This window comes from Rhizobium sp. SRDI969, from assembly GCF_025152725.1.
GTDB lineage: Bacteria > Pseudomonadota > Alphaproteobacteria > Rhizobiales > Rhizobiaceae > Rhizobium > Rhizobium leguminosarum_I.
This window is the reverse complement of record NZ_CP104039.1, coordinates 305,184-326,486: the sequence shown is the minus strand read 5'-3', so window position 1 is coordinate 326,486 and position 21,303 is coordinate 305,184. Positions and strand designations below refer to the sequence as shown.

24 protein-coding genes are annotated in these 21,303 nt (G+C 59.8%); 14 read left to right on the top strand and 10 right to left on the bottom strand.

Annotated elements, in window-relative coordinates:
- Window positions 1–241 precede the first annotated feature (241 nt).
- Both N2A41_RS33285 and N2A41_RS33280 read right to left on the bottom strand, forming a co-directional pair.
- Window positions 242–418, bottom strand: coding sequence for a hypothetical protein (locus N2A41_RS33285; protein WP_260112086.1), 177 nt, complete (start codon window positions 416–418; stop codon window positions 242–244).
- A gap of 847 nt (window positions 419–1,265) precedes the next feature.
- Window positions 1,266–2,351, bottom strand: a complete 1,086-nt coding sequence (locus tag N2A41_RS33280) for an ROK family protein (RefSeq protein ID WP_260112085.1) — start codon at window positions 2,349–2,351, stop codon at window positions 1,266–1,268.
- 123 nt (window positions 2,352–2,474) lie between these two features.
- Here N2A41_RS33280 and otsB point away from each other — a divergent pair, with 123 nt between their 5' ends.
- From otsB to N2A41_RS33245, 7 genes are all read left to right on the top strand, one after another.
- Window positions 2,475–3,254 carry a trehalose-phosphatase gene (otsB, locus tag N2A41_RS33275; RefSeq protein WP_170255378.1) on the top strand — a complete coding sequence of 260 codons (780 nt, stop codon included), beginning with the start codon at window positions 2,475–2,477 and terminating at the stop codon, window positions 3,252–3,254.
- Between the two features lie 198 nt (window positions 3,255–3,452).
- Window positions 3,453–4,337, top strand: coding sequence for a helix-turn-helix domain-containing protein (locus tag N2A41_RS33270; RefSeq protein WP_170277447.1), 885 nt, complete (start codon window positions 3,453–3,455; stop codon window positions 4,335–4,337).
- A 227-nt stretch (window positions 4,338–4,564) separates the two neighbouring features.
- Window positions 4,565–5,638 (top strand): ABC transporter substrate-binding protein, encoded by a 1,074-nt coding sequence (locus N2A41_RS33265; protein ID WP_222384941.1) that lies wholly within the window; start codon window positions 4,565–4,567, stop codon window positions 5,636–5,638.
- A gap of 71 nt (window positions 5,639–5,709) precedes the next feature.
- Window positions 5,710–6,531, top strand: a complete 822-nt coding sequence (locus tag N2A41_RS33260; RefSeq protein WP_170277449.1) for an ATP-binding cassette domain-containing protein — start codon at window positions 5,710–5,712, stop codon at window positions 6,529–6,531.
- A complete protein-coding gene (locus N2A41_RS33255; RefSeq protein WP_260112084.1) occupies window positions 6,528–7,790 on the top strand; it encodes a sugar ABC transporter permease in 1,263 nt (420 codons plus the stop codon). Before N2A41_RS33260 ends, N2A41_RS33255 begins: the two co-directional genes overlap by 4 nt.
- A gap of 26 nt (window positions 7,791–7,816) precedes the next feature.
- Window positions 7,817–8,545 carry an SDR family oxidoreductase gene (locus N2A41_RS33250; RefSeq protein WP_017968830.1) on the top strand — a complete coding sequence of 243 codons (729 nt, stop codon included), beginning with the start codon at window positions 7,817–7,819 and terminating at the stop codon, window positions 8,543–8,545.
- 54 nt (window positions 8,546–8,599) lie between these two features.
- Entirely contained in the window at window positions 8,600–9,364 is a 765-nt protein-coding gene (locus tag N2A41_RS33245) for an SDR family NAD(P)-dependent oxidoreductase (RefSeq protein WP_017968829.1), read from the top strand.
- Window positions 9,365–9,466: 102 nt separating this feature from the next.
- Here N2A41_RS33245 and N2A41_RS33240 read toward each other — a convergent pair whose 3' ends face one another.
- Together N2A41_RS33240 and N2A41_RS33235 are read right to left on the bottom strand one after the other, a co-directional pair.
- Window positions 9,467–9,859, bottom strand: coding sequence for a VOC family protein (locus tag N2A41_RS33240; RefSeq protein WP_026154633.1), 393 nt, complete (start codon window positions 9,857–9,859; stop codon window positions 9,467–9,469).
- A 94-nt stretch (window positions 9,860–9,953) separates the two neighbouring features.
- A complete protein-coding gene (locus N2A41_RS33235; protein WP_260112083.1) occupies window positions 9,954–10,382 on the bottom strand; it encodes a Tautomerase enzyme in 429 nt (142 codons plus the stop codon).
- A 120-nt stretch (window positions 10,383–10,502) separates the two neighbouring features.
- Between N2A41_RS33235 and N2A41_RS33230 the strand changes: the two genes are divergently transcribed.
- Window positions 10,503–11,102: a TetR/AcrR family transcriptional regulator gene (locus N2A41_RS33230; protein WP_170259957.1), complete on the top strand. Its 600-nt coding sequence runs from the start codon at window positions 10,503–10,505 to the stop codon at window positions 11,100–11,102.
- Window positions 11,103–11,176: 74 nt separating this feature from the next.
- Here N2A41_RS33230 and N2A41_RS33225 read toward each other — a convergent pair whose 3' ends face one another.
- From N2A41_RS33225 to N2A41_RS33215, 3 genes are read right to left on the bottom strand one after another with little or no spacing between them, the layout of a single operon-like run.
- Window positions 11,177–12,190, bottom strand: a complete 1,014-nt coding sequence (locus N2A41_RS33225) for a sensor histidine kinase (RefSeq protein WP_170277454.1) — start codon at window positions 12,188–12,190, stop codon at window positions 11,177–11,179.
- Window positions 12,190–12,894: a response regulator gene (locus N2A41_RS33220; RefSeq protein ID WP_017968902.1), complete on the bottom strand. Its 705-nt coding sequence runs from the start codon at window positions 12,892–12,894 to the stop codon at window positions 12,190–12,192. Before N2A41_RS33220 ends, N2A41_RS33225 begins: the two co-directional genes overlap by 1 nt.
- 48 nt (window positions 12,895–12,942) lie before the next feature.
- Window positions 12,943–14,433: a DUF4153 domain-containing protein gene (locus N2A41_RS33215; protein WP_260112082.1), complete on the bottom strand. Its 1,491-nt coding sequence runs from the start codon at window positions 14,431–14,433 to the stop codon at window positions 12,943–12,945.
- 454 nt (window positions 14,434–14,887) lie between these two features.
- On the opposite strand from N2A41_RS33215, the gene tkt reads away from it, so the two are divergent.
- Window positions 14,888–16,924: a transketolase gene (gene tkt / locus N2A41_RS33210; RefSeq protein ID WP_260112081.1), complete on the top strand. Its 2,037-nt coding sequence runs from the start codon at window positions 14,888–14,890 to the stop codon at window positions 16,922–16,924.
- 50 nt (window positions 16,925–16,974) lie between these two features.
- On the opposite strand, the gene N2A41_RS33205 is transcribed toward tkt, so the two are convergent.
- Both N2A41_RS33205 and N2A41_RS33200 read right to left on the bottom strand, forming a co-directional pair.
- Complete coding sequence (locus N2A41_RS33205; protein ID WP_260112080.1) at window positions 16,975–17,163, bottom strand: hypothetical protein; 189 nt, start codon at window positions 17,161–17,163, stop codon at window positions 16,975–16,977.
- A gap of 163 nt (window positions 17,164–17,326) precedes the next feature.
- Window positions 17,327–18,040: an Ig-like domain-containing protein gene (locus N2A41_RS33200; protein ID WP_017968823.1), complete on the bottom strand. Its 714-nt coding sequence runs from the start codon at window positions 18,038–18,040 to the stop codon at window positions 17,327–17,329.
- A 454-nt stretch (window positions 18,041–18,494) separates the two neighbouring features.
- On the opposite strand from N2A41_RS33200, the gene N2A41_RS33195 reads away from it, so the two are divergent.
- From N2A41_RS33195 to N2A41_RS33175, 5 genes are all read left to right on the top strand, one after another.
- Window positions 18,495–18,647 (top strand): hypothetical protein, encoded by a 153-nt coding sequence (locus N2A41_RS33195; protein WP_017968822.1) that lies wholly within the window; start codon window positions 18,495–18,497, stop codon window positions 18,645–18,647.
- Window positions 18,648–18,686: 39 nt separating this feature from the next.
- Complete coding sequence (rpsU, locus tag N2A41_RS33190) at window positions 18,687–18,923, top strand: 30S ribosomal protein S21 (protein WP_017968821.1); 237 nt, start codon at window positions 18,687–18,689, stop codon at window positions 18,921–18,923.
- A 62-nt stretch (window positions 18,924–18,985) separates the two neighbouring features.
- Window positions 18,986–19,180, top strand: a complete 195-nt coding sequence (locus N2A41_RS33185) for a hypothetical protein (RefSeq protein WP_017968820.1) — start codon at window positions 18,986–18,988, stop codon at window positions 19,178–19,180.
- A gap of 24 nt (window positions 19,181–19,204) precedes the next feature.
- The gene (locus N2A41_RS33180) at window positions 19,205–19,768 is read left to right on the top strand and encodes an alpha-ketoglutarate-dependent dioxygenase AlkB (RefSeq protein ID WP_441005730.1); all 564 of its coding nucleotides are present in this window, start codon (window positions 19,205–19,207) and stop codon (window positions 19,766–19,768) included.
- Between the two features lie 66 nt (window positions 19,769–19,834).
- Entirely contained in the window at window positions 19,835–20,314 is a 480-nt protein-coding gene (locus N2A41_RS33175) for a pyridoxamine 5'-phosphate oxidase family protein (protein WP_260112078.1), read from the top strand.
- A 42-nt stretch (window positions 20,315–20,356) separates the two neighbouring features.
- Here the strand turns inward: N2A41_RS33175 and N2A41_RS33170 are convergent, their stop codons facing one another.
- Window positions 20,357–21,268, bottom strand: coding sequence for a LysR family transcriptional regulator (locus tag N2A41_RS33170; RefSeq protein WP_260112077.1), 912 nt, complete (start codon window positions 21,266–21,268; stop codon window positions 20,357–20,359).
- Between the last annotated feature and the right edge of the window lie 35 nt (window positions 21,269–21,303).

The window sequence follows — 21,303 nt, the reverse complement described above, 5'->3', positions numbered from 1 at the left end:
TCACGCAAATCCTGATAAATCGGGTCATTTTGCGCAAATGATCGTGAGTCTGCCGATTCCGTCAAGCGATTTCTTGGTTAGCCAATGGATAACAAACCGGATTCGACAAAAAAATCATCTGGAATTTCGGAATCTTAGCTGAGTTGTCAGCTGACAATGGCGGTCGTGTCCGAATCCATCAAAGCCAATAATAAAGTATCGCAGCACATCTTCGATGCGACTCAGCGTCGTTACCGGATCATCATTTATAAGCGGACGAATGGTGCAAGTTTTCGGTTTCCAGCCCATGGACGGGTTCATTGCCGGAAGACTTGTCATTTCCGTCCTGTGTTTCAGGATCGCGGCGTGACTGGGCAAGGCCGAGCATCTGTTCGAGACGACCAGCATTGAGCGGAGCGCTTATTCCCTTGAAGTTCATGATCCATCTTTCGTCTGCGCATCGATTGCGTGAAGGCGCAAAGGTTAAGCGCAATTTGGATCTGCCGAGAACCATCCGTCGACGTTATCACCATCTTTTCCGATGCGAGGCGAGAAAGGGGAGGAGACCTCCATCTTTCAAGCGCCGCTCTGAAATGCAGTCTTCGGCGGCGGCGCTCGCCGTCTCGGATCTCTTCTGCGCGCAAAGATCGAAGAGCGCCGCGCAGGTGCCGCCTGCCATGCGAAAGGCCACATCTTTGCCGACACCGGCGAACCGGCGCTGTCTCCGATCATGCGGCATCGGAGTTCCGAGCTGCCGGTGTGGGTGTTACTCCAGGACAGCGCTGTTGCTGCGCGCCATCGGGGAGGGGGCGTGCAGCCTGAATGTTCTTGCCGATCTAAGTCGGCGGAATGCTGAGGGGGCAGGTGCCGTTAAGGAAGTTGGGGGTCGTATGTCCGAGATCCGATCAATCGTCAGGCCAAGCCGCTGCCACCGGTCCAATCACATGCCGGCAGTTGAGCACGAACAGGGTTGACGACATCCCGATGCGTCATCAACCGCAAAGATCACAACAGCGCATGCTAGGCGAATCAGGTCTCGGCGGGTATGATCGGCAGGTGCCGTTGTCGCACACGTTCTGCCGCTAGCCCGATTGATCAGATCCCACTCCATGTCTCGCAAAGCGGCAATCTTTCCTAACGGAACTTATCGACCAGTTCGCTTCCGCCTAGGGAATTCCTTCTTGTTTACCTGCTATTTACCATAATCCTCCACGGCGCCGGCCGAGCCCGCATCGCGGTCGCTCGTGCGTTCCTTGACAGCAGGGTTGCGCGGCGCAAGGATTCCACTAACGCGCCTTCGTTCCCTCGCGATTGGTAAAATGCGCGTTGCCCAATCCCGTGCCGATGGTAAGCACTGCCCATCTCGACACGTCGTTCATAAAAGGGATCTGCGACAATCCCTGCACGACGGCGTCGTTGTGCATCATCACGAATGTGCTGTCGTCGCCGATCTCAGGAATAGCCTTCATCAGTGCGGCGGGAAGGTTGAAGCTGTCGCTCTCCCAGTTTCCGCCGGGCAGGTTCTGTCCGCCGCGTTCGATCGAGCCGTCGGCTTTGATGATGCCGGGACATGCTATGCCGATGATTGGCGCAGGCTTCAGATTGGCTTTCTCGGCCTTGCCGATTTGATCCTCTAACATTGCGGCCAGCTTCTCGACGGTCGCGGTGCGGCTCGGCTCGTCGTCGGCATGACGCCAGATGGCGGATTCCCAGACGCTTGCATCCCCAAAATTTGGCACGTCGTCCTTTCCGAATTTAACAACGCCAGCGCGAACATTCGTGCCGCCGATATCGACGGCGAGGATCGCCTCGTGACCTTTGAACATCCAGCGCGGCATCAGGTGGACCGCGCCGATCAGTCCGGCCTCATCGGGGTGGTGAACGATCGGCACGACTTCGACGTCGACCCCGGCCGCTTTGAGAATGACCATCGTCCTGGCGATAGTTAGTTCGCCAAAGTGGCTCCGACGGAAGCCGCCGCCAACGACGATGCGTTCTGTCTTTCCCCAACGTTTATCCTTCAGAAACTTGCCGATCACATCGGCAAAGTCTTGCGCAAAATCCTCCACTGCTCCCATGACCAACGCCGCCGCCGCCAAATCATCGCCCTTCAAAAGGGCGTCGATTTTTTTCTTGGAGAGTTTCTCCGTCGCGGTCTTGCCTATTGGGTCGTCTCCGACCTTGCGGATGCGTTTTCTCCAATCGTCGAGCTTCTGTTGGAACGTCTTTTTATTTGCGTTGTCGCCAACGAAACCATCCTTGTCACGCAGTTCGTTGTTGTAGTCGTCGATCGTCACCAATGGCAGATTTAAAGCGCCATGTGCCAGCAGGGCATTGACCTGATCACGGGGATCGGAACTGCTTTTGGCCATCAATGTACCTTCTACGGCGCGAGTGCTCGAACGGGCGGCGAGATACAACGCGGACCAGCCTTGTATGTTCCGGAGTCTGAAAGGCCACCTTGTCCCCGTCGACTAGCGACCTAGCTTCAATAATTGCAGAGTTTGGAGAATGCCGTGCAGGACGACACCGCTACTCAGGAAATGCTTTCAATGGTCTTGGAGGAACCGGACCACTGGGCGATGTTTCTCGATATCGACGGGACGCTGCTCAACCTTGCGCCTACACCGGATGCGATCGAGGTGCCGGAGGAGCTTCCTGGACAACTTCATCGGCTGTCGAACAAGCTCGGCGGTGCCTTGGCATTGGTCACCGGACGATCGCTTGCCTATGCAGACGCGCTGTTCAAACCCTTTGCATTTCCGACAGCAGGCCTGCACGGCGCAGAAATCAGGAACGCCGCCGGCATGCAGACGATCGAGGCGACAGCTGAGTTTCAGGCGCTGAAGCGTGCCCTGACCGCGGAAGCCGAGCACTATCCTGGCGTCTTGATCGAGGACAAGGGCGCGGCCGTTGCCGCCCATTACCGGCTCGCGCCTGAATATGAAAAGGTGCTCGAAGACCGGATGCATCATTATGCGGAGCTCGCCGGCCCGAACTGGGCATTGCAACTCGGTAAGATGGTATTCGAGCTGCGTCCGGCACGATCAAGCAAGGGCGATGCGCTGGAGCGGTTTTTTCAGTCCGACCCGTTCAAGAACCGCTCCCCGATTACTATCGGCGATGATCTGACCGACGAGTCGATGTTTGCGATCGCCAATGCGCGTGGCGGCGTTTCCGTGCGTGTTGGCGCAATCGGTGCCCCGAGCTGCGCCACCAGCCGGCTGTCCTCTTCTGCGCTGGTCAGAAACGTCATTGCAGCCTTGGCCGCTTGAGGCCGGCCCCGGGCAATGTGCAAATGCGGATTGCTGTCGTCTTTACGACGGCTGCGCAGCGTCAATTGTCAAAAAAGTATCGGTTTTGACCGGGAATCGTGGTGGCGGGCGTGACACGAGCCCATTACACTCCGCTTCAACAATAAAGCCAAAAAGGGAATTTGGCTGGCGGGCTTCGAACCGTCCTCGGAGGAAACAATGGAACCTGACTTGGAAGTCATTCAGATCAGGCCAGGCGAATCTTTCGCAACGAAGGCGCATGGCTATCCCTATCATACGGTTCGTTGGCATTTTCACCCGGAATACGAACTGCATCTCGTCGTGGCGACAACGGGACGCTATTTCGTCGGCGACTTCATCGGCGAGTTCGAGCCTGGCAACCTTGTGCTTGCCGGGCCTAATCTTCCCCATAACTGGATCAGCGATGTCCCGAAAGGATCGAGCATTCCGCTTCGATGTCAGCTCATCCAGTTCAGCGAGAATTTTATCAGCGACACGATGAAGGTGCTGGCCGAACTTGGCCCGTTCGATCCAGTTCTTGAAGCCTGCCGCCGCGGCGTGCTCTTCGGCGCCGACACGAGCCGGCAGGTTGCGCCTCTGATGAACGAGGTGCAGCAGGCCCATGGTGTGCGTCGCATCGAGCTCTTCATGATGATCGTCGGCCTGCTCAGCCGGGCGCAGGATTCCCAGCTTCTCGCCAGCCCGAACTATCTGCCGGATCCATCGGGCTACATGTCGGCCGGCATCAACAAGGCGCTCGCCTATATCAGGGAGAACCTGACGAAATCCTTCGACGAAGCCGATCTCGCGGCGATCGCCGAACAGTCGACCGGCGCCTTTTCGCGCGCGTTTCGCCGCCATACCGGCATGTCGCTGGTACAGTATGTGAAACGCCTGCGCATCAATCTCGCCTGCCAGATCCTGATGAGCGATGACCACGCATCGATCACCGATATCTGCTTCGAGGTCGGCTTCAACAATCTGTCCAACTTCAACCGGCAGTTTCTCGCGGAAAAAGGCATGACGCCTTCCCGTTTCCGGCGGTTGTTGGGTGACAATATCAACGTGGCAAAGGCGGCCTAGAGGAGCCGAACGAGCACGTCCAAAGGACGAGGGAGGACGAGGAGGAGGAGGAGGAACGAAAACTGACACTGACTTGAACGCGGGCACGCGATGAGCGGCTCGCGACCGGAGATGCTTGTCCTCAAAAACGTCAAACCACCGGGACAGGCGCGACCGTTCATCCAGCCGAACGGCCACAGCGAAAACAGTGCAATCACGAACCTACACAATTATTTCAACGGGAGGAGATGGAAATGATGAAATTCTCAACACAGGCGGCAGGCGCCGCGGTATTTGTCCTGTCTTTGCTGGGCGGTACTTCCGCCTTTGCGCAAACGGCCGTTTCGGATGCGACAGTGGCATTCCTCATGCCCGACCAGGGCTCGACCCGCTACGAGGAGCACGATCACCCGGGCTTCGTCGCGGAAATGAAGAAGCTTTGCGCGTCGTGCAAGGTTCTCTATCAAAACGCCGATGCCGATATTGCAAAACAGCAGCAACAGTTCAATTCGGCCATCACGCAAGGCGCCAAGGTCATCGTGCTGGACCCGGTGGATTCGGCGGCCGCCGCATCGCTCGTCCAGCTCGCACAGAGCCAGGGCGTCAAGGTCATTGCCTATGACCGTCCTATCCCGAAGGGGAAGGCCGATTTCTACGTGTCCTTCGACAACAAGGCGATCGGCAAGGCAATCGCGGAATCGCTCGTCCAGCATCTGAAGGCTGAGAACGTGCCGACCGACGGCGGCGGCATCCTGCAGATCAACGGCTCGCCGACCGATGCGGCTGCCGGGTTGATCAAGGACGGTATTCACGAGGGTCTGGCGAGCGGTGGATACAAGACGCTTGCCGAATTCGACACGCCCAACTGGCAGCCCGCCAACGCCCAGCAATGGGCCGGCGGCCAGATCACCCGTTTCGGCAAACAGATCGTCGGCGTGGTCGCCGCCAATGACGGCACCGGTGGCGGCGCCATCGCAGCCTTCAAGGCCGCGGGTGTCGATCCCGTGCCGCCGGTGACCGGCAATGATGCGACCATCGCCGCGCTGCAGCTGATCATAGCAGGGGATCAGTACAATACGATCTCCAAGCCGAGCGAAATCGTCGCCGCCGCCGCTGCCGACGTCGCCGTGAAGCTCCTGGCCGGAGAAACGCCGAAGGCAGAAATGACGCTTTACGACACGCCCGCACAGCTCTTCGTACCGGCTGTCGTGACCGCCGAAAACTTAAAGGCGGAGATCATCGACAAGAAGATCAACACTGCCGAGGAGCTGTGCACCGGCCGCTATGCCGACGGTTGCAAGAAGCTCGGCATCACCAAGTAGTCGAGCCAAGGGAAAGCGCGGCTGGGCCGCCGGTCGCGCTTCCGATTTTCGCTTTTTCAAAAGGCCAGGCAATGTCTGAAACCTCTCATACTCCTGACCCTTCCCGTCGGCCTGTCCTCAGTCTGCGGGGAATATCGAAGAACTTCGGGGCAGTGTCGGCGCTCACCGATATCGAACTCGACGTGTATGCCGGCGAGGTCGTGGCGCTGGTGGGTGACAACGGCGCCGGCAAATCGACGCTGGTCAAGATCCTGGCCGGCGTGCACCAGCCAAGCTCGGGTGCGATCTTCTTCGAAGACAAACCGGTCAACCTGTCGAGCCCGAGCGCGGCTCTCGACCTCGGCATCGCCACCGTCTTCCAGGATTTGGCGCTTTGCGAAAATCTTGACGTCGTCGCGAATATCTTTCTCGGCAAGGAGCTCAGTCCGTTTCAGCTCGATGAGGTCGCGATGGAGATCGCCGCCTGGAAGCTCTTGAACGAGCTTTCCGCCCGCATTCCGAGCGTGCGCGAACCCGTCGCCTCACTCTCCGGCGGACAGCGCCAGACGGTCGCGATCGCCCGATCGCTGCTGCTCGAGCCGAAACTGATCATGCTCGACGAACCCACAGCTGCACTTGGCGTTGCCCAGACCGCCGAGGTGCTTGACCTCATCGAGCGCGTTCGGGAGCGCGGCCTCGCCGTCATCATGATCAGCCACAATATGGAGGACGTTCGTGCCGTCGCGGACCGTATTGTCGTCCTTCGGCTCGGCCGCAACAACGGCACCATGCCGCCTGACGCATCCAACGAACAGCTTGTCAGCGCCATCACCGGCGCATCCAACAATTCCGTCTCCCGCCGCGCGATGCGCCGCAAGGCGCAAAGCCAACAGAACGAGGAGGGCAGGCCATGATGAAGACGATCCAGAATGAATCGGCAGCAGCACCGGCACTCCTCGACCGAAGTGACGAAAGAGTGCACCATGACGATAGCCTTGCCGGCTCGATCCGCGCCTTTAGGGATCGCATCCGCTCCGGCGATCTCGGTTCGCTTCCGGTCATTGTCGGCCTGGCGATCATCTGGACGGTGTTCCAGGCACTCAATCCGGTGTTTCTCTCGAGCAGCAACCTCGTCAACATGCTGTTCGATTGCTCGACGGTCGGCGTCATCTCGCTGGGTATCGTCTGCATCCTGATGGTGGGTGAGATCGACCTTTCCGTCGGCTCCGTCAGCGGCTTCGCCTCGGCACTGGTCGGCGTCTTCTGGGTCAACCAGGGTTGGCCAGTGGTCCTGGCAGTCCTCGCCGCCATGGTAGTCGGCGCCCTGATCGGCTCGCTCTACGCGTTTGTCTTCAACCGCTTCGGCATGCCGAGTTTCGTGTCGACGCTGTCGGGGCTGCTCGCGGTTCTCGGCCTGCAGCTCTATATCCTCGGAGCGACCGGTTCGATCAATCTTCCCTATGGTTCCTGGCTGGTGAGTTTCGGCCAGATCATGGTCATGCCGGACCCGGTCGCCTATCTGCTGGTGGCACTTGCCGGAATTGCCTACTTCTTCGCCAGCTACCGCACGTCGGCGCGCCGGCGGGCCGCCGGCCTGTCGGCGAAATCGGCTCGCGGGCTGCTTCTGCGCGCCGTCATCATCACACTGGCTCTTGAAGCTGTCGCGTTTTATCTCAACCAGTCGCGCGGCATTCCGTGGATGTTTGGGCTTTTCGTCGGGCTCACCGCCGCGATGAATTATGCGCTGACGCGCACCAAATGGGGACGCTCGATGCATGCCGTCGGCGGCAACAGGGAGGCCGCCCGTCGTTCCGGCATCAACGTCTCTCGCATCTATACGAGCGCTTTCGTCATGTGCGCCCTGCTTGCGGCAACCGGCGGCGTGCTCTCCGCCGCACGGCTGGCGACGGCAAGTCAGCAGGCCGGCACGGGCGACGTCAATCTCAATGCCATCGCCGCAGCAGTTATCGGCGGCACGAGCCTGTTTGGCGGGCGCGGCAGTGCCTATTCAGCCCTTCTCGGCATCATCGTCATTCAGTCGATCGCAAGCGGGCTGACGCTTCTCGATCTGTCATCGTCACTTCGATACATGATCACCGGCGCTGTCCTTGCCGTCGCCGTCATCGTCGACTCGCTGGCACGCCGATCGCGAATTTCGCACGGCCGAGCCTAAAGCAACCGAGAAAACAGAGGAAGAAAATGGGACAGGATCTGTCTGGAAAAGTCGCGGCCGTCACCGGAGCGGCGTCGGGTATCGGCCTGGAATGCGCCAAGGCTTTGCTTGCCGCCGGCGTTCGGGTGGTGCTGGTCGACCGTAACGAGGAAGCGTTGCGGGAAATCTGCTCGAAACTCGACGCCAACGCCATCCCCTTGGTCATCGATCTCACCGATCCAAAAAGCGTCGCACGGATGATGCCTGAGATTCTGGAGAAAGCCGGCCAGCTGGACATCTTCCACGCCAATGCCGGCTCCTATATCGGCGGCGAGGTGCTGGACGGCGATCCGGATGCCTGGGACCGGATGCTCAATCTGAACATCAACGCCGCATTCCGTTCGGTGCATGCCGTTCTGCCGCACATGGTCGAGCGCAAGACCGGGGATATCATCCTGACAAGTTCGGTTGCCGGCATGATCCCAGTCGTCTGGGAGCCGATCTACACGGCCTCGAAACATGCGGTCCAGGCATTCGTCCATACGCTGAGGCGGCAGGTAGCCAAGCATGGCTTGCGCGTCGGCGCCGTCGCTCCAGGCCCCGTGGTCACCGCCCTTCTCAGCGACTGGCCGCAGGAGAAGCTGGATGAGGCGCTCGCCGCGGGCGGCCTGATGGAGGCGAACGAAGTGGCCGAAGCGGTGCTCTTCATGCTGACGCGCCCACGCAACATCACGATCCGCGATCTTGTCATTCTGCCGCAAAGCGCCGACATCTGACGAAAGTGCTATCGCTTCAACAATCGCGGAACGCCTACTCAAGAGGAAACGGCCATGATCTTCGACAGATTTCGCCTGAACGGACAGGTGGCATTGGTGACCGGCGGCACGCGCGGCATCGGGCTTGCGATCGCCGAGGCGCTCGGCGAGGCGGGCGCCAAAGTCCTCATCACGGGACGAACTCGCAATACCGCGGCAGAAGGCCGGCTCTCCAAGGCCGGCGTCGATTGCGATTTCATCGCCGCTGACCTCATGAAGGAAAGTGCTGCCGACGAACTCGTCGGTGAAACCCTTTCACGAACAGGACGGCTCGACATCCTCGTCAACAATGCCGGCATCGCCATTCATGGCGACAGCGGCGAGTTTTCCGATGCCATCTGGCGCGAGATCATGACGGTCAATGTCGACGCCGTCTTCCGCGCCTGCCGCGCCGCACTCGCACCCATGCGGCGCCAGGGCGGCGGCGTCATCCTCAATATCGGTTCGATGTCGGGCATCGTGTCCAATATTCCGCAGAACCAGGTCGCCTATAACACCTCCAAGGCAGCGGTCCACATGATGACCAAGAGCCTCGCTAGCGAGGTTGCCGCTGAAAACATCCGCGTCAACGCCATCGCCCCCGGCTATATCGAGACCGATTTGTCGCGCGGCGGCATCGACAATCCCGACTGGTTTCCGACCTGGCGCAACATGACCCCGATGGGACGCGTCGGGCAGCCGGAGGAGGTGGCGGGTGCCGCATTGTTCCTCTGCTCGGCGGCGGCAAGTTATGTCACCGGCGAAGTGCTGGTTATCGACGGCGGTTATACGACGCGCTGAGACGCGAACGCGAGATTGGGGAGGGTGCTCGCGGCCGCTTGGTCGGGGCGAGGCTTAGAGCATGATGTCGTCCGAAAACCGCTCACACTTTCCGGCATCATGCTATAGGCAATCGAGCATCCACTGGACGCCAAAACGATCGGTGAACTTGCCGTAGTAGCTCCCCCATGGCTGGACGGCCAGTGGCGTCGTGATTTTGCCGCCTTCGACTAGCCGAGCGAAGAGCCTGTCGGTACTGTCGCGGTCGTCCGTGATCACGATATGGGCGGAGCCTCGCATCGGCTCGGCATCGTGATTGTCCGAGGCGAAGAACAGAATACCAGGTCCTTCGAAACGAGCGTGCATCACCTTGCCCCGCATGGCTTCGCTCGCAACGGACATCCCGTCAGCGCCGTGGCGCTTCAATTGCGTGATCCGGCCAAGCCCGCATTCGGCATAGAAGGCGAGCGCCTCTTCGCAACCGGTGGAAAAGAACAGATAGTTGGCAAGCTGCATGGCTGGCTCCGTCAAGGCGCCGGACCGCGACGCCTTGGTGTCGCCGGCCCGGCATTGCGTCAAGTCTGAGATTTCCGAGCGTACGCCGCGATCGTTACGAGGCGGCAACCGCACCCTGGATGGCGCCGACGAGATCGGCGTTGTTGTAGCTGCGGCCAGCGATACCCCAGGCCCCTTCAGGTGCGTAGACGATGTTCGACCATATGTGTTCGCGCTTGAGCCGGCCCTCGGCGGCCCGTTCGATGACATCGGCCGCTTTTTCGAAGAAGGACTGTCTTGCTTCAGCGCTCACCAGCGCTATCTCGGGCAGCTTGAGCTCGACGAAGGCTGCAGCGACCGGCTCTCCAGCCGCAAGCACATGCTTCCGCGGCAGCACGTTGATCGTACCGATAATATTGGCTGTCATGAAGTCATTGCCGGTCAAGCCGGCGGCATCGAGCACTGCCTCCGTCAATCCGGCAAAGGCTTGGGCCTGAGCCTCCTGCGAAAGCAGGCCTTCAGGCACGGTGAGTGTGATAGGCATCGTATATCTCCCTGTTTGAACCGTGACCGCTTTTGATATATACCGATCACTCTTTATACGTACACATCGATCGCTCTCTTAGCAAGGCATAAAGAGTGATCACTCTTACAAAGGATATTCATGCGATACAGTGCCGAACACAAGCAGGAGACCCGAACGCGCGTCATTGCGGCGGCTGGACAGGTTTTCAGAAAGGAAGGCTATGGCGGTGCGGGCATCGATGCATTGACCAAGGCGGCTGGCGTGACCAACGGTGCCTTCTATGGACATTTCAAGTCCAAGGGCGAAGCCTTTCGCACCGCCGTGCTGACGGGCCTCGAAGAGCTGCGGCAAGGAATTGCGGCGCTAAAGGCCAGTGAACCGAAAGACTGGCTGACGACATTCGTCGGCTACTATCTCGGCTATAAAAGAACCTGCGATCTGGGCGAGAGCTGCGCTCTGCCGAGCCTTTCCCCCGACGTCATGCGCGCAGACGATGAAACACGAAGCGCCTATACGACAGAGCTCAAACGTCTCATCGATGAAGTTGCTGTCGGCTTGCCGGAGGGTGAGATACCGGGTCAATCCAAAAGGCGCCGGGAAGATCAGGCGATCTTGCTGCTCGCCATGCTCAGTGGCGGTGTGACCCTCGCCCGCGCGGCTTCCGACCCGGCGCTATCCAAACGCATTGCAGATGTCATCGCGCAGGCTGCATTGACGGCGATAGAGCCTGGAAACTGATCCACTCGCTTGGAGATATTGCCTTGCTCCGGGGATCGCCTTTCGGCGCAGAGCTCCGATCAGTCTCTGGAACGTCAGCTCGGTCCCGGGATGGTGATTTCGAACTCGGCACCGGCGCCGGTCATCTGCAGCAGGCGGATCGTACCGCCATGGGAGCTCAGCATGGCGCGGACGATACCGAGGCCCATGCCGGTACCGCCCTGCTCGCGGCGGGTTGAGAAGAACGGCTGAAAGATCCGTTGGCGATTTGCCTCGGAAATACCGGTGCCGTCGTCACGGACGAGAATGACGGCTGTTCGGGCGTCGGCCGATACTCTGAGTTCCAAGAGCGTGGCGCCGTGCTGAAGAGCGTTTTCGGCAAGATTGGCAAAGACGATGCCGGCTGCCTCCTGTGGAAGAGCAACCGATATTTCGGTGTCGCCTGCGCTGGAAATATCCAGAGCGGGAAATCGCCCGCGCAGCGAGGATATGATGTCCGTGACGCTGCTTTTGCCCTCGGCCACCGGCGTTTCCGCCTGCGCAAGCTCTCTCAACCGCTGCAACAATGCATCGAGCCGGTCTGCGTCAGCGACGATGTTGTCGAGAAAGTGCAAACGCTGCACTTTCGTCATGGGCCTCTCTACGTCATCGTCACGCAAAAGTTCGGCGGCACCCCGGATGGCCGTCAGCGGCGATTTCAGCTCGTGGGAGACATGGGCGGCAAAGGAGCGGACATATTCGGTACGATCGACCAGTTTTCCGGCGAGATCGAGGAAGCTTTGCGACAGGACGGCGATCTCGCGCGTTCCATAGCTTTCCAGCGGCCGGATTGCTCCCTTGCCGCCGCGGGCGATCTCTTCCGTCCGGGCGATCAAAGCGTCGATAGGCCCAGTGATGGTGCGCGTCAGCACATAGGCAACGCCAAGCGTCAGGATGAAGACGACGGCGAGGGCGCCGATTTCCGCCGGTGCCATCCGGTTCGAACTCGCCTCCACGGCACGAAACCAGATGACGATCAGGATCGGCAATGCCATAACCGCTAGAAGCACGACGTAGACGATCAGCGCCAGCGTCGGTCGCCATTTCGTCCTGACTTTCGGTGCCGGCATCAGGCCTTCCTCCCGCTTTTGATGCCGAGCTTGAAGCCGATACCGTGAACGGTTGCGATGATCCCCTGACCGCCGGCCGCCAGGAACTTGGCCCGGATGTTGCGGATATGGCTGTCGATCGTCCGGTCAGCAACACAGGTACCGGCGCCATAGGCCGCTTCCATCAGTTGCTCGCGACTGAAAACCATATCAGGGCGTGACAACAATGCGTCCAGGATTGCGAATTCGAGCGCTGTCATTGCGATGGTGCTCTCGCCAAACATGACCGTCCTGCCGCGCCGATCCAGGCTGAGCTCACCGGCGACAAGGGTGGCGTGGCGTCTTTCAGGCCCCGCTTCATTGCCGCTACGCTTCAAAATCGCCTTGACCCTCGCCACGAGTTCGCGCGGGCTGAACGGTTTGGTGACATAATCGTCTCCGCCGATTTCGAGACCCAGTACCCTGTCGATCTCCTCGTCACGCGCCGAAAGGAACAGGATCGGCAATGCCGACGTCTTGCGGATCTGGCGGCAGACTTCCAGACCATCCATGTCGGGCATGCCGATATCGAGGATGATGAGATCGATGCCGCCGCGGCGGAAGGCGGTCATCGCTTCAGTGCCGTTGCGGGCTGCCATCCAGGCCAGGCCGGCGCGCTCGAGCGCGAAGCAGATCACGTCGCGGATGTGAGGTTCGTCATCGACGACGAGAATGCGCGGCGCCATCCACCAGTCCTGCGTTTGGTTGTCGTGCCTGTTGTTATCGTTCTCGTTCTATCTTGCAATGGGAGACAGAAGATAACTCTCCAGCCGCGCCGCCCGGAAGGTCCAGTTCCGCCAGTCCCGCCGGCGCATCTCAAAATTCCTGGCGAGGTAGTACCGAACTGTCACCGCTTGGCTTCTCTGGTCGATCAGCTGATCCGGAAGCTTGAGGAGATAGAGATCGAGGGCCGGAATGACGGAAGGACCGAGCGAGGAGAGATAATTGAGGTCGAGCGGCAGACCTTCCTGGCTAATTTCCTGGCTGTGGGCGACATTGAAGCGGGCGATCACAGCTGGGAAATCGATGAAGGCGCTGATGTAGAGGACCGCGATCAGGGAGGCGAGGTTGGTGGCGATCAGCCACTCGTTGGATCGGTTGAGCACGATACGCAGCAGGATCAAGGCAAGGCCGATGGCGACGATGCCCATCCAGAGACCGGCGGCGACACGCAATTCGGTCAGCGAATAGGCCTCGACGTAAAGCTCGAGCCGCAGCATCGAAGACAGGCAGAGAAGGATGTTCTGGCCGATCCAGGCATAGACGAAGCGGCGGATCAGCGAGCTTTTATCACCGGGGCCGTTGGGTCGCATGGCAAGCAGCACGAAACCGGCAGCAAGAAGCGCTGTCGCAATCAGCGGATACGCGCCGCGATGAGCATATTCGGCGTGGCTCATGTGATCGGGCAAATCCGCGCCGCCCCAGAGATAGACGAGATCGAGAACCGTCTGCACGGCAAAGAGCGCATTGAAGAGAAGCAGCGAGCGCAACAGCGAGGCATGGCCGAGCGGTGAATTTTTGGTCGGCACGATCATGAACGCCCTTTCGGCTTGCAGCCTCGCAAATCGACGCTTCAGGCGTGGCCGCAGCAAAGCCCAGACCACAGCGGCTGTCATTATCCAGAAGCCGATCCGCCAGGGATCGAGGAACTGCAGCAGAACGTCAAAACGGATGCTGCGCAGCGTGACCTCGATGACGGGATTTGCCGCTGCAAAGAGGAGCAAGAACACCGATGCGAGAATGAGCGGCATGACCCAGAGGCCGGCGCTCCGCCGGACTTCGGTGAGGGAGGAACGATTCGCCGGTGTCGCAAGATATTTCCCGACATCCTCGGCAAGCCGCAAGGGAATGACGAGCGCGAAACGGGAAAACACCAAAGGCAGGCCGTTGAGGCTGCGAGGCATGAGCTTGCCGCTGACGAGAGCCACAGACATCAGCGCGCTGAGGCAAAGGGCAAAGCCCATTACTGACGGTGTTTCGAGCAGAGGTGCCGAAGCCAGGAGCGACAAGCCCAGCAGGAGAGCCGCCGTCGAAGGCGATAGCCCCTTCATGGCCGGGAGCAGAATGCCGGCGCAGACGGCGAGCGCAAAAAGGAAAAGGTTTATCCCGGGCATCTCACCAAAGATCAGAAAATCTGCCAGCGCCACGAGGCCAAGCAGTACGGCTATTCGGCCGGGATAGCGCCTGATGGGCATCGGTGCTGTCAGAATGTTGGTAGTGTCCATTGCTGGTCCTCTCGTAAATGCCGCCCTTCGGTCACGATGAGCATGCTTACGGAGATCTCCTCGAAAGGAGTCCCTCGAGGCCGACCCGTCTCTGTCAGCCACCATCCGTCATTGCGGAGGCGGTCCGGCACAGCGGGCGGTGTGATGCGGGGCGGAATGTCGTTCTTGCTCATGGCATGGAGATGCCCGACCGGATTGCAGATTTTGTGCAAAGAGTGAGGAGCAATTCAGGAATATTGCCTTGACCTGCGAGGTCATTGAGGGGCTCGACACGATCAGGTCCCGGAAATCGGTCTTTCCTGGCGCAGATGGTATCCACAACCGGAAACTCCGCACTAGGTTCAACTGGACCCATCAAATTCGCCGTGGCGAGCTCACAGCACTACGGTGAACGAGATAGCGAGGCAGACGGTCTCTGCCTTCACAATCCACGTATCGCGAGGAGTTTCTCCCAATGCCGGACACCTCACAAGCCCCGAAGACATTCCCAGCTCCCAAGGATCAGCGCCTCCGGGATCTCGCCGACTGCATTCGTTTCCTCTCCATGGACGCGGTTCAACAGGCAAAGAGCGGTCATCCCGGCATGCCGATGGGCATGGCCGATATCGCTGCGGTGCTTTTCTCCGAGTTTCTGAAGTTCGATGCAGCCGATCCATATTGGTTCGATCGCGATCGCTTCGTCATTTCCAACGGTCACGGCTCGATGCTGCTCTACAGCCTGCTTTACCTGACGGGCTACAAGGACATGACCATCGAAGAGATCAAACGCTTCCGGCAGATCGACAGCCGCACCGCGGGTCACCCCGAATATCGCCATGCCGCCGGCATCGAAACGACGACCGGTCCGCTGGGGCAGGGGATTGCAAATTCTGTCGGTCTCGCACTCGGCGAGCGGATTATGAACGCCTCGTTCGGCGACAACCTGGTCAATCACCACACCTACGTCTTTCTGGGTGACGGCTGCCTGATGGAAGGCATCAGCCACGAGGCGATATCGCTTGCCGGACATCTGAAACTCGGAAAACTCATCGCCTTCTGGGACGACAACTCGATCTCGATCGACGGCGCGACCAGCCTTGCCGAATCCGACGACCACCCGGCGCGCTTCCGGGCGGCGAACTGGCACGTCCAGAAAATCGATGGTCACGATACCGATGCGATCCGCGCCGCAATCATCGAAGCGCAGAAGGTGACCGATCGGCCGTCTATGATTGCCTGCAAAACCATCATCGGCTTCGGTTTCCCGACCAGGGCGGGAACGCAGAAGGCCCATAGCGACGCACCCGGCGAAGACGAGATCGCCGGCGCCCGCAAGATCCTCGGCTGGACGTCGCCGCCCTTCGAAATACCGGAAACGCTCTTGAGCGACTGGCGAAAGATCGGCGCGAAAGGGCGGTCGGCGCGGATGGCCTGGGCGGTCCGCGTCCAGACCGCTTCGCCGGGTAAGCGAGACGATTTCGAGCGGCGGATGAAAGGAGAGCTTCCATCCGGCTGGCGCGCCGCCATTGCTGCGGCAAAGCGGGAACTGTCAGGCTCCGAAAAGGATCTCGCCACCCGCCAGGCGAGCGGCATCGTGCTCAACCATCTCTTCGATGCGATCCCCGAGCTTCTTGGCGGCTCGGCGGATCTGACGCCTTCGAACAACACCAAGGCCAAGAGCCAGGTCGAGATCAAGCCCGGCGAATATGGCGGATCCTATCTCCACTATGGTGTCCGCGAGCACGGCATGGCGGCAGCGATGAACGGCTTGGCGCTGCATGGGGGGCTTATTCCCTATGGCGGCACGTTCCTGACGTTTTCCGACTATTGCCGCCCGGCGATCCGGCTCGCGGCGATAATGGAAGTGCGTTCGATCTTCGTGATGACACATGACTCGATCGGATTGGGCGAGGACGGGCCGACACATCAGCCGATCGAACATCTGAGCGCATTGCGCGCCATTCCCCGGCTCGCCGTCTATCGCCCGGGCGATCCAATCGAAACGGCCGAGTGCTGGGAGGCGATCTTGGATGCGCCGCGACAGGCAGCACTGATTGCTCTGTCCCGCCAGCCAATGCCGCTTTTACGCCGCGACCCGTCCGACGAGAACTGCTCAGCAAGGGGAGCCTACGTTCTCCAGGAAGCTGAAGGCGGCGAGCGGCAACTGACGATCCTTGCCTCCGGCTCGGAACTGCATCTGGCGGTCGAAGCCCGCTCGGTGCTGCAGGGCGAGGGTATTCGCACGGCCGTGGTTTCGATGCCGTGCAGGCTGCTGTTCGAGAAGCAGAATGCCGCCTACAAGAAATCGGTGCTGGGCGACAGCCGAGCCAGGGTCGCCGTCGAAGCAGGCGTGCAGGATTCCTGGGACCGCTATCTCGGCTTGGACGGCGTATTCGTCGGCATGCATGAATTCGGAGCATCCGGCAAAATCGATGACGTTTACAAGAAGTTCGATATCACCAAAGGCGCAGTGATACGTGCCGGACGTGAGGTGGCCGGAAAGCAAGCCTAGCGTCGCGAACCCACGGGCGGTCCCAAGCAGGCCACCAGGTCGGGCGCCCCCTATCTAAATCTTGGGGCGCGCCTGGCATTGTGGATCAGCTCGGAGGCGGTCGCGAACGGCCCGAAGAGTTTGAGCAGCAGCGCTTGTTCCTCGGCATCTATATGGTGACGCCCACAAAACTCCGTCACGGACCAGACTTTCGTCAGATCGTCTGTTTCGATCTGCCTGGGTTCGATGTGTTCGGTCACGGCGTGTCCTCCGAACATCGAGACTACGCCACGCCGGCATTTATAAGAACTAGCTAAAAAGTATTATGCCGCTTTGCGGACCGGCTGATGTGATAAGCGGATACACGAAGACGCCCGCCGATTGCGCGGCGGGCGTTGTGTCTCACCGATTTATTGCTGCTGATCAAGCAAGATGAGCGTCGGTGCCCGTGATGTTGAGCGTCAGAACGCCAGCATCCGTGTGGCCTTGGCCATCGGAGATCTTGTAGTACTGGACGGTTTCCGTGACGTTCTGGCCGGCAGCCAGGTCTTCCGTCAGCGTGTAGGTGAATTCGCCATTCGGCTTGACGTGGAAGACGCCATGGTCCCCGACGATGTCGGTAACAGCGTCGAGGCCGCTCTTGGCGCTGACGTTGGTGCCATCGAACTGACGGAGGAAGAGCTTACCGTTGTCGCCGGCAATGTCGTTGTCCAGGACGTTGCCGCCGATGACGCTGCCTTCGTTGAAGCTGTAGTGGTCGTCGACAGCAATCGGCTTTACCTGGGTTACGCCCTGGATGTTCAGAGTGAACAGGCCGACATCGGTATGACCGCTGCCGTCGGAGATCTTGTACGAGACCTTCTCTTGGATCAATTCACCATTGGTGAAGCCGATCTTGGCAGCGGCGCTCAGGACATAGGTGTAGCTGCCATCGGGCTTGACGAAGAAGGTGCCGTAGTCGCCCTGGATCTCGGTGACCTGGCTATTGCCGGCCTTGGCGCCAACGCTCGCGCCATCGAAGGCGCGCAGGAACAGGTGGCCGTTGTCGGAGGAATCGTTGGAAAGCAGATTTCCGGAAATAACGTCGGTTTCTTTAAATGTTGCACTATCATCAGTTGCATGTATCGGCGAAGCCATAGCTCTCTCCTCAAATTGTTTATTGGCGGGTCAATTTTGACCTCAGCGAGCGGCTCCTTTAACAACCCATTAATACTACAAGTCAATGGCCTACTTAACAGAAGGTTAATTTCAAAACCAATCTCCCCCGTTGCTTCCATTTCGGCGGATCAATGTCACTTTCAAGCCAAATTGAAGAAAATTTGACAAAAACTATACCCGGTTAACTTGAATAAAACGGCACTGAGTATATCTAAAGGCGATTAGCGATGCCCGCGCCATGCCACCCGGGCCATCCGTTGCAATTTTACGCGCCGATACCTATGTTGCGGAAATACCCGATCAAGCGGAAATCTAAGCCGTTGCTGGCCCATGATTGAAACGCTTGTACATCGGTACGCGCCGTTATGGCTGCGTGACGGGCAATCCCACAAACAATCGATGACGCCGGCCTAGATCGGCAAAGGATTTCTTTTTGAACCACATAAATACAGCCACCGCGGTTGCGGCGGCGAGACCGCGTGAGAATGACGAGGCTGTCCGCCGCGTTGCTGGGAGCTGGAAGCCGTTTCCCTGCCTTCTCACCCGCCGCGAATTGCGGGCTCTGATCGCCGAGCAGCTCGGCTGAGCGGCGATCGTCGCACCACCCAAACAAGGAGAACTTGAAATGCAGGTACTCGTCAGAGACAATAATGTCGATCAAGCGCTCAGGGTCTTGAAAAAGAAAATGCAGCGCGAAGGACTGTTCCGTGAAATGAAGGAACGGCGCGCTTATGAAAAGCCGTCCGAACGGCGCGTCAGGGAAAAGGCGCAGGCGATCAGCCGTCAGCGCAAGGCTGCACGCAAGAAGATGCAGCGTGAAGGCCTGCTTGCCGGGCCGAAGCGGGTCGCCACTGCCCGCTAGCAACCCATTCCCAACCGGCTTTTGCCGGACTTCAGTGGGTACATTCCCCGAAAGGACAGACAATGGACGAACTCAATAGCCTCACCGTTTCCGAGGAACGCCTCGAGGATTGCCGCGATGTGGTGGACCCGGATCTGCAGGATCTGATCCAGCGCGCTCTGACATCGGGCTTTTCCCGGGAGGAAATCCTCATCGCCGTCAGCGAACTGGTCGCCGAAGACTTCGCGATGGTCATGAAAACCCCAAGCGTCCATTGAGGCACGAGCGCAGTGGGAATCATCGTGCAGGAGGATCTCTTTCGTGCGGCGGACCGGACGCTCCCTGAGGGGTTCCGATATTCTGCTGAGATCGTTCGTCCGGATCTTCAGCGCACGGTTCTTGAGGCAATGCCGACGCTTGCCTTCAAAGCCTTCGACTTTCATGGGTTTGAGGGCAAGCGCAGGACGGTTTCCTCCGGCTGGAAATACGACTTCGACAGCCAGCGTGTCAGAAGAGCCGATGCGATGCCGTCGGTGCTGCTTCCCATTCGCGAAGTGGTGGCGCGCTTCGCCGGCATCGAGCCCGATGCGCTCGTGCAGGCGCTCACTGAGTATGGCCCGGGTGCTCCGATCGGCTGGCACAAGGACAAATTCGTCTTCGGCCGGGTCGTCGGTGTCTCCTTGCTCTCGTCTTGCACCTTCAGGCTCAGGCGGCGTGACGATGCCAAATGGCAGCGGCGATCGCTCGTCCTTGAACCCGGCTCGGCCTATCTCATGGCTGGCGCTTCAAGAACGCTCTGGGAACATTCCATCGCGCCCGTCGACCGCCTGCGTTATTCTATCACCTTCAGGGAATTGGCTGAATAGACCGCCCATTCGGAACATCGGCCTCGGCAGATGGTTCCTTCGTCTTTTGCACAGATGGAGATGACGATGACAGAGCATGACGATGCGACGCGGGTATGGGAGTTGATCGACAAGATCGGTTTTTGCATGCTGACGACCCGCAGCGGCGACGATCTCAAAGCCCGCCCGATGTCCGCCTATACCGCCCAGCTCGAGAATGCGATCTATTTTCTGACGGATGTCAGCAGTCACAAGGACGATGAGATCGCCCGCTGGCCAAACGTCTGCTTGGCCTTTGCCGACACCAAGGGACAGAAATATGTTTCCGTATCGGGGGCGGCCGAGGTGCAGAACGACCGGGCAAAGATCAGGGAATTATGGGCCACGCCCGCAAAGGCGTGGTGGGACAATCCCGACGATCCTTCCATCCGCATCCTCAAGATGACTCCGTCTTCGGCCGAATATTGGGACAGCCCGGGCACGATCATCAGTTATATCAAGATGGCCGCCGCCGCGGTCTCGAACAGCAAACCTGACATGGGCGACAATGCCGAGGTCACACTCTAACGCATAGAAGCGCTCAACGACGTTCCCTCTGGCCGACAAACATCAAGCCTGATTGGCTGATGCCTTGACGAAATCGATGAACGCCCGGAGCGGCGCCGGCACCAGCCGACGTCCGGGATAGTAGAGGAATGGCCCGGAGAAGCGCTGCCACCACGGTTCGAGGATGGGCTCGAGCACGCCGCTGTTGAGATGCGGGCGCAACCAGTCCTCGAAGAGGCAGACGATCCCTGTTCCCGATATCGCTGCATCGACGGCCAAGTCGGTCGCTCCGCCGACCCGCACGATCAGCGGGCCCGTCGGATCGACCCGCACGATCTCACCATCGCGCTCGAACTCCCACGGAGCCGTCATCGCACCGCTGGAAAAGCGACCCAACAGACAGGCATGGCCAAGCAGCTCGCTCGGATGTTGCGGCCGGCCACGGCGATCGAGGTAATCGGGGGAGGCTGCGATGGCAAAGCGTTGGAAGCGTGGCCCGATCGGTATCGCGATCATGTCCTGCTCCAGCCGCTCATCATAGCGGATGCCGGCGTCGCAGCCGGCCGCGATCACGTCGACAAAGCTCTCGTCGGTGACCACCTCCAGCCGAATATCGGGATAGGCGGCGAGGAACGGTGGAACGATGGCCGGCAGCACCAGCCGCGCCGCGCTGACCGGCACATTGAGGCGCAACGCACCGGCCGGCCTGTCGCGAAATCCGTTGACGACGTCGAGGGCAGACTCCACCTCGCTCAAAGCAGGGCCGAGCCGCGCGAGCAAGCCCTTGCCCGCTTCGGTCGGGACAACGCTGCGGGTCGTCCGGTTGAGCAGCCTGACGCCGAGCTGCGCCTCCAGGCGACGCACCGCTTCGCTGAGGAAGGAGGCGCTGCTGCCGCTTATGCGCGCGCCCTCGCGAAAACCCCCGGCACGCGCCACGGCAACGAAGGCATTAAGGTCACCCAGATCTGCTTTCACTGTTCGCCACTCCGCACAGCCCGTGCGGATTGTAG

Coding starts and splice junctions, on each gene's coding strand:
- N2A41_RS33265 (WP_222384941.1), top strand. CDS start 4,565: ATGGAAATGATGAAATTCTCAACACAGGCGGCAGGCGCCGCGGTATTT.
- rpsU (WP_017968821.1), top strand. CDS start 18,687: ATGCAGGTACTCGTCAGAGACAATAATGTCGATCAAGCGCTCAGGGTC.
- N2A41_RS33285 (WP_260112086.1), bottom strand. CDS start 418: ATGAACTTCAAGGGAATAAGCGCTCCGCTCAATGCTGGTCGTCTCGAA.
- N2A41_RS33270 (WP_170277447.1), top strand. CDS start 3,453: ATGGAACCTGACTTGGAAGTCATTCAGATCAGGCCAGGCGAATCTTTC.
- N2A41_RS33235 (WP_260112083.1), bottom strand. CDS start 10,382: ATGCCTATCACACTCACCGTGCCTGAAGGCCTGCTTTCGCAGGAGGCT.
- N2A41_RS33245 (WP_017968829.1), top strand. CDS start 8,600: ATGATCTTCGACAGATTTCGCCTGAACGGACAGGTGGCATTGGTGACC.
- N2A41_RS33175 (WP_260112078.1), top strand. CDS start 19,835: ATGACAGAGCATGACGATGCGACGCGGGTATGGGAGTTGATCGACAAG.
- N2A41_RS33230 (WP_170259957.1), top strand. CDS start 10,503: ATGCGATACAGTGCCGAACACAAGCAGGAGACCCGAACGCGCGTCATT.
- N2A41_RS33215 (WP_260112082.1), bottom strand. CDS start 14,433: ATGGACACTACCAACATTCTGACAGCACCGATGCCCATCAGGCGCTAT.
- N2A41_RS33225 (WP_170277454.1), bottom strand. CDS start 12,190: ATGCCGGCACCGAAAGTCAGGACGAAATGGCGACCGACGCTGGCGCTG.
- N2A41_RS33185 (WP_017968820.1), top strand. CDS start 18,986: ATGGACGAACTCAATAGCCTCACCGTTTCCGAGGAACGCCTCGAGGAT.
- tkt (WP_260112081.1), top strand. CDS start 14,888: ATGCCGGACACCTCACAAGCCCCGAAGACATTCCCAGCTCCCAAGGAT.
- N2A41_RS33280 (WP_260112085.1), bottom strand. CDS start 2,351: ATGGCCAAAAGCAGTTCCGATCCCCGTGATCAGGTCAATGCCCTGCTG.
- N2A41_RS33250 (WP_017968830.1), top strand. CDS start 7,817: ATGGGACAGGATCTGTCTGGAAAAGTCGCGGCCGTCACCGGAGCGGCG.
- N2A41_RS33240 (WP_026154633.1), bottom strand. CDS start 9,859: ATGCAGCTTGCCAACTATCTGTTCTTTTCCACCGGTTGCGAAGAGGCG.
- N2A41_RS33260 (WP_170277449.1), top strand. CDS start 5,710: ATGTCTGAAACCTCTCATACTCCTGACCCTTCCCGTCGGCCTGTCCTC.
- N2A41_RS33200 (WP_017968823.1), bottom strand. CDS start 18,040: ATGGCTTCGCCGATACATGCAACTGATGATAGTGCAACATTTAAAGAA.
- N2A41_RS33220 (WP_017968902.1), bottom strand. CDS start 12,894: ATGGCGCCGCGCATTCTCGTCGTCGATGACGAACCTCACATCCGCGAC.
- N2A41_RS33255 (WP_260112084.1), top strand. CDS start 6,528: ATGATGAAGACGATCCAGAATGAATCGGCAGCAGCACCGGCACTCCTC.